This window comes from Moorena sp. SIO1F2, from assembly GCF_010672755.1.
GTDB lineage: Bacteria > Cyanobacteriota > Cyanobacteriia > Cyanobacteriales > Coleofasciculaceae > Moorena.
Window position 1 is genome coordinate 1 of record NZ_JAAHFV010000443.1, and the last position, 4,766, is coordinate 4,766.

The following is a 4,766-nucleotide window of genomic DNA, read 5'->3' on the forward strand; positions in this document are numbered from 1 at the left end:
GGTATTGATGTATATTGTTGTAGCTAATATATTTCAAACCCCAGCTGGCAGGGGAAAGAATAAGAACATGCCAGAAAACAATACTGGAGTAATCTGATTAACTACCTTTTGCTGGTCACCGGCTTGCCCTGCACCTGCACCTGAACCAGACAACAGCTGGTTGACGTACAAACTGATCCCAAAGAATAGAATCATACCTACGATATCCCAGTGGATAGTGCCATCGTCATCAAAAGCACCCACTCTTCCTAAAGCATCAATAAATAGAAAGCCTTTGTTAGCAGCTATTCCCGTTAAGGTTCCCTGAAGCTTTACCTCTCCAGGCATCAGGGCTTCTAGTGTCCCATCTTCAAGAATACGTAAGCGGTCTTCTCCGTTGACTATTTGCCAAGTGGGAGTGATATCGGTTTCTGGATGCTGAGCAATTAGTTGATTTAAGGGTTGACCTTCAACAGTTTGAAACTCTACTTTGGTTTTTTCCCCAACTACCAGCTTATTTCCTGCCGGAAGTAGGGCGATGACTGGTTCATGTAAGCCATCGGTAATGTAAATATTTTGGGGTTTGGTGGTAAAGACTTTAGGCTGGATATATTCCAGCTGTTCTTGGGGAAAAATTTGTAAGTTGACGTCGTAGTTAATGTTTGCAAAGGGTGATCCCCGCAAGGTGGCAAATAGGGCAAACAGAACCGGCATTTGTACCAACAGTGGCAAACAACCGGCTAGGGGGTTGCCAAACTCTTGAAACAGCTTACTCATTTCTTCCTGCTGTTTAGCCGGGTCATCCTTGTAGCGCTCTTTTATTTCGTCTTGCCGCTTCTTCATCAAGGGTTGGGTGACTTTCATGCGCCTCATGTTGCGAATGGAGCCAGCATTAAGAGGGAAGAGGGCAAAGCGAATCACCAGGGTCAAGGCTATTATGGCTAAACCATAGCTAGGCACAATCCCGTAAAAGAAATCCAGGATTGGCAGCATGATGTTGTTGGAGATAAATCCGATACCAAAGTCCATTCGTTTGACGTTAACCTAGGCGCTATTGTAAAGTTTTCTGTGTCTAATGTAACTAATCTCCGTCCCTATGCGGTTCGGGTTTCCGACTTTTATCAGGTATATCTACTGACATCAAGGAGTTGAACCGATTTTGGTGGCCAGATGTAGGAAAGGGAAGACTAGATCAGGGCAAGGGACCGATGTCAAGGTTTTCTTGGCAATGTTCTGTCTACATCATTTTGATGGCACTAACGGCTTTGCCTGTTTTGTCTGCTGCTCGTTCGGCAATGTAGTCGTAAATTTCTCTAAAGCGCGGTATTGCGCGCATTTCCAAACGGCTACCATCTTTTAGGGTAACGACAATATCTCCCCAAGTTCCTATACCACGGGGAACTGTGGCAATCTTTGAAATTTCAGAATAGATCACATCTGAGCGATCGCGTCCCCGCCAACCCCCAGTTATTGATATGCGGCGGCTGGTAATCCGATACCGTAGCCATAGAGCCCTGACAATAGCAGCTACGGTTAGAGGTATGAATATAATCGTAAATGCCAACAATATGCTAATGATCAGATCTCCCCGGTGAGGGCCACCCTCATAAAATACATCTTCTCTAATGCCCATCCAACACCTCTGCTTTTACCAACAACTTTTCTAATTCTCTCAAAAGTTGTGCATATTCGCACTCTCTGGCTTCTGGTTTTACTATTACGACTAGTTTCCAACCGGGGGATAGGCGTGGTAATAACTGCCTGAGGGCGGCTCGAAGTTGCCGCTTAATCCGATTTCTAACAACTGCTTTCTTACTGACTTTTTGGCTGATGGAGATGCCAAGACGGGAGGGAGGGTGATTGTTTGATAGGGATTTTTCTGGCGCAATGGTTTCTTTGGCAATCGCGGGAATAGTACTCTGTTGTAAACCCCGTAATGTTAGGTAACGCCCTGAACGACGAATACCTGAGCGATAGACTGTTTTAAAATCTCGCCAGTGCTTAAGTCGATTAGCTTGAGGCAATCCCAATGCTTAACTGTAATCCTTGATTAATATCAATTCCTTGAGCAGGATAAAGGCAGAAGAGCCACGGGAAATGGCTGTTTCTTAACCTTTTACCTTTTACTTATAGCAGGTCGGCATCAATGCTTGGATGACTAGACCGAGAGACGACGCCGTCCCTTGCTTCTGCGAGCTCTAATCACATTGCGACCATCTTTGGTGCGCATCCGGGCACGAAAACCGGATTTTCTTTTTTGCTTACGGTTGGTTCCGCCTAGAGTGCGTTGAGTCATGGGTTTGCTGGAGGAATACTATTAACGAATACTATGAAGGATTGATTGCCAACTATAGCTGATTGTTGATCATACCATGTCAAGGGGTGATCTATCAAGCTAAGCGATCAGTTATCAGTTATCAGCTATCAGCTATCAGCTATCAGCTATCAGCTATCAGCTATCAGTTATCAGCTTTCAGCTTTCAGCTTTCAGCTTATGAGTTAGGTCACAGCGTCGAAGCGTCACAGGCTAGAAGCCTGTGCCACTGACCGCTGACCACTGACCGCTGACCACTGACCGCTGATGGCTGACCACTGACCACTGACCACTGACCACTGAATGCTTACACCCCTTAGATAGTTTAGTCCTGCCATGGTGTAGTAGGGGATGGCTCTTCTGTTGAAACCACCTTCAGTAAATTCCGAAGACCTTGATTCCACTTTTCTAGTTGTAAATATTCCTTAATTTCAATTTCCTCAATTAAGCAGTTAAGGGATTCATCAAGATTAGCTAGCTCTAGGATTTCTGCCATCCGATTTGCCTCTAATTCAGACAAAACCGGAAGAGCTATTAGCTGGCTATATTCTTCTGCTAATTCTTCTGCTAATTTATTTTTTTTTCGTTTAATCATGCTCATTATTTTTGTTAATTTATCCTGTAATTTTATTTGATAAAGTTTTATTAAATAAAATATTCTACAAAGAAAATTGTTTAAAAAATATATTTTAATTAATAAAGGAAGATTGGGGCAATCATATCAGGAATGCCCCCAAGCGGTTTCCGCACCCTAATTAGCTATAGCTAATCATAATATTTTGTTTACTAATTATGCTTCTTAAGCTCAAAAAAGATATTACGTAAACGCTTTAGGGCACGTTTACCTCGTTGCCTGGCAGACGCCTCAGTCACAACTTCTCCGTTAGAAGCTAGATGGTTTACTACTTGTTGCCAAGATAACCCTTCTATGTGCCGTAACACGATTAGCTTGTTGTCCTTTGGTTCTAATTTTTTAAGGGCTAGCTCCAGCAGCCTTAAGTCTTTATCGTCATAGTTCGCCGAGTTGAGACTATTGCTTGCTTCTAGTGCTTTTTGATGCTCTATTAAATTAGAGTCCCATGACGGCTCTTTTTTTTGTTTCCGGCTCATCTCACGGATGACATTGAAGGAAGTCTCCCTGATCCAGGCTCTAGGGTTTTTAATCTCTTCCCCGGATTCTAGGAGTTTTATTCCCCGTAAATACGTTTCATGAATTACATCATACATTTGATCATGTGGTAAATTAAATTGGCGTAGTTTGGACTTGATTCCGTTGAATAATGCAGCATAAGATTTTGCTTCATTAGTTTCTAAATAGGTTTGTTTAAATAAATGTTGAACCGCTGATTCAAACTTTTCCCTAGGGGTTAAAGTTTTTTTTATGATCATTTATTAGGTCTCCTATGGTGACATTGAACACGACCTCCTGTTTATGATATTATTCAATGTTTTTGTATTTTTTATTGACCTACTAATTTACGTAATTTTATCATTAAAAGCTTCCATTTTTTTTGTTTTTGCTTATTATCAATAATATGATAATTTTTGGGTAGTTTATATTCACATTTGACCATTGCCCACTGTCTCCTATTTCTAATTTAGTTTGGAAGTAAAAGCTAGCGCTATTTACTACTTGAAGAGACGAACTATTTTTTATGCGTAGCAGAATATGCTGCTACGCAAATCATCAGATTGCCTCTTCTATATATATGTGCAGAACTGTCAGAAAGTGTGACACCCTCTCGGGAAAATTTCCAAAAAAAAACAGGGTGCTTGAATTTTGAATAGCAGCACCTCTAGAAGAATGACCCAGTCAATGTCACAGAATCCTTGAACCGGCACATTAACTATGTAGCCTCGCAATCAGACTCTAAAGCTGCTAGTAGGCGGTAACAGAACATGGGTAATAATTTTGCTCAAAAATTCTTTGGGGTAGGAATTCTACTCGGAGTGAAAGCCTGCTCGATAGTTTGTAGCGTCTAGGCAGGCAGTCAATAGGAAATCGTGGCTATTCAAACAGTCGTCTCTAAGTGTTCAATCACTATGTCACAGAATCAACAGAAAAAACCAAGTAACCACAACTTCCCAGTTTGGCAGATTACTTTACCGCTCTGTGGAGTCCTGATCTTTGCTATAGGAGCTATCACTACAGTCTATATGATCAACGGTCGCTATCTTTTTCACCTAAAGGCTACTCCCAAGGAACTCGAAATCATGACTGATGTAGACAAAAGGGAAATCACAAACAAATCAAAAACAAATCAAATTAGCACAAGCGATCAATAGACTTCCCTAGTTTTTCTGGGAGGTCTAATCAACAAGGGGGTATGGCAGGTGTAGTTAGGAGGGGAGTGGGAATAAGCTGTCACCGATTTAAATTCTGAATGGGGGCGCTTTGGGGAGATGGGGAGAGGCTATGACGGGGTGACGGTTACCCTACACCGGAAAACCCACACTGTTTCCCCTACTCCCT

The 4,766-nt window shown here is 42.1% G+C and carries 7 protein-coding genes and 1 pseudogene; 1 reads left to right on the forward strand and 7 read right to left on the reverse strand.

The features are described 5' to 3' along the window. Nucleotides 1-36: 36 nt before the first annotated feature. From yidC to F6J94_RS30460, 7 genes and pseudogenes are all read right to left on the reverse strand, one after another. A pseudogene (yidC, locus tag F6J94_RS30430) lies at nucleotides 37-1,008 on the reverse strand (membrane protein insertase YidC); the annotation flags it as partial. 208 nt (nucleotides 1,009-1,216) lie between these two features. Next, complete coding sequence (locus F6J94_RS30435) at nucleotides 1,217-1,612, reverse strand: PH domain-containing protein (RefSeq protein WP_293017280.1); 396 nt, start codon at nucleotides 1,610-1,612, stop codon at nucleotides 1,217-1,219. Beyond that, nucleotides 1,602-2,009 carry a ribonuclease P protein component gene (gene rnpA / locus F6J94_RS30440; protein WP_293047122.1) on the reverse strand — a complete coding sequence of 136 codons (408 nt, stop codon included), beginning with the start codon at nucleotides 2,007-2,009 and terminating at the stop codon, nucleotides 1,602-1,604. The genes F6J94_RS30435 and rnpA overlap by 11 nt, the downstream gene beginning before the upstream one ends. A gap of 128 nt (nucleotides 2,010-2,137) precedes the next feature. Further along, nucleotides 2,138-2,275 (reverse strand): 50S ribosomal protein L34, encoded by a 138-nt coding sequence (gene rpmH, locus F6J94_RS30445; RefSeq protein WP_044494288.1) that lies wholly within the window; start codon nucleotides 2,273-2,275, stop codon nucleotides 2,138-2,140. Nucleotides 2,276-2,499: 224 nt separating this feature from the next. Continuing rightward, on the reverse strand, nucleotides 2,500-2,631 hold the full coding sequence (locus F6J94_RS30450) for a hypothetical protein (protein WP_293047124.1): 132 nt from the start codon (nucleotides 2,629-2,631) through the stop codon (nucleotides 2,500-2,502). Beyond that, nucleotides 2,619-2,888 carry a hypothetical protein gene (locus F6J94_RS30455; protein ID WP_293047126.1) on the reverse strand — a complete coding sequence of 90 codons (270 nt, stop codon included), beginning with the start codon at nucleotides 2,886-2,888 and terminating at the stop codon, nucleotides 2,619-2,621. The genes F6J94_RS30450 and F6J94_RS30455 overlap by 13 nt, the downstream gene beginning before the upstream one ends. Before the next feature lie 191 nt (nucleotides 2,889-3,079). Beyond that, a complete protein-coding gene (locus tag F6J94_RS30460) occupies nucleotides 3,080-3,682 on the reverse strand; it encodes a sigma-70 family RNA polymerase sigma factor (protein WP_293047128.1) in 603 nt (200 codons plus the stop codon). Nucleotides 3,683-4,336: 654 nt separating this feature from the next. On the opposite strand from F6J94_RS30460, the gene F6J94_RS30465 reads away from it, so the two are divergent. Beyond that, on the forward strand, nucleotides 4,337-4,579 hold the full coding sequence (locus F6J94_RS30465; RefSeq protein ID WP_293047130.1) for a hypothetical protein: 243 nt from the start codon (nucleotides 4,337-4,339) through the stop codon (nucleotides 4,577-4,579). Nucleotides 4,580-4,766: the final 187 nt, after the last annotated feature.

Bases quoted from the DNA above. Each gene is read 5' to 3' on its own strand.
- F6J94_RS30435 (WP_293017280.1), bottom strand. From the start codon at position 1,612: ATGGGCATTAGAGAAGATGTATTTTATGAGGGTGGCCCTCACCGGGGA.
- rpmH (WP_044494288.1), bottom strand. From the start codon at position 2,275: ATGACTCAACGCACTCTAGGCGGAACCAACCGTAAGCAAAAAAGAAAA.
- F6J94_RS30450 (WP_293047124.1), bottom strand. From the start codon at position 2,631: ATGGCAGGACTAAACTATCTAAGGGGTGTAAGCATTCAGTGGTCAGTG.
- F6J94_RS30455 (WP_293047126.1), bottom strand. From the start codon at position 2,888: ATGATTAAACGAAAAAAAAATAAATTAGCAGAAGAATTAGCAGAAGAA.
- F6J94_RS30460 (WP_293047128.1), bottom strand. From the start codon at position 3,682: ATGATCATAAAAAAAACTTTAACCCCTAGGGAAAAGTTTGAATCAGCG.
- F6J94_RS30465 (WP_293047130.1), top strand. From the start codon at position 4,337: ATGTCACAGAATCAACAGAAAAAACCAAGTAACCACAACTTCCCAGTT.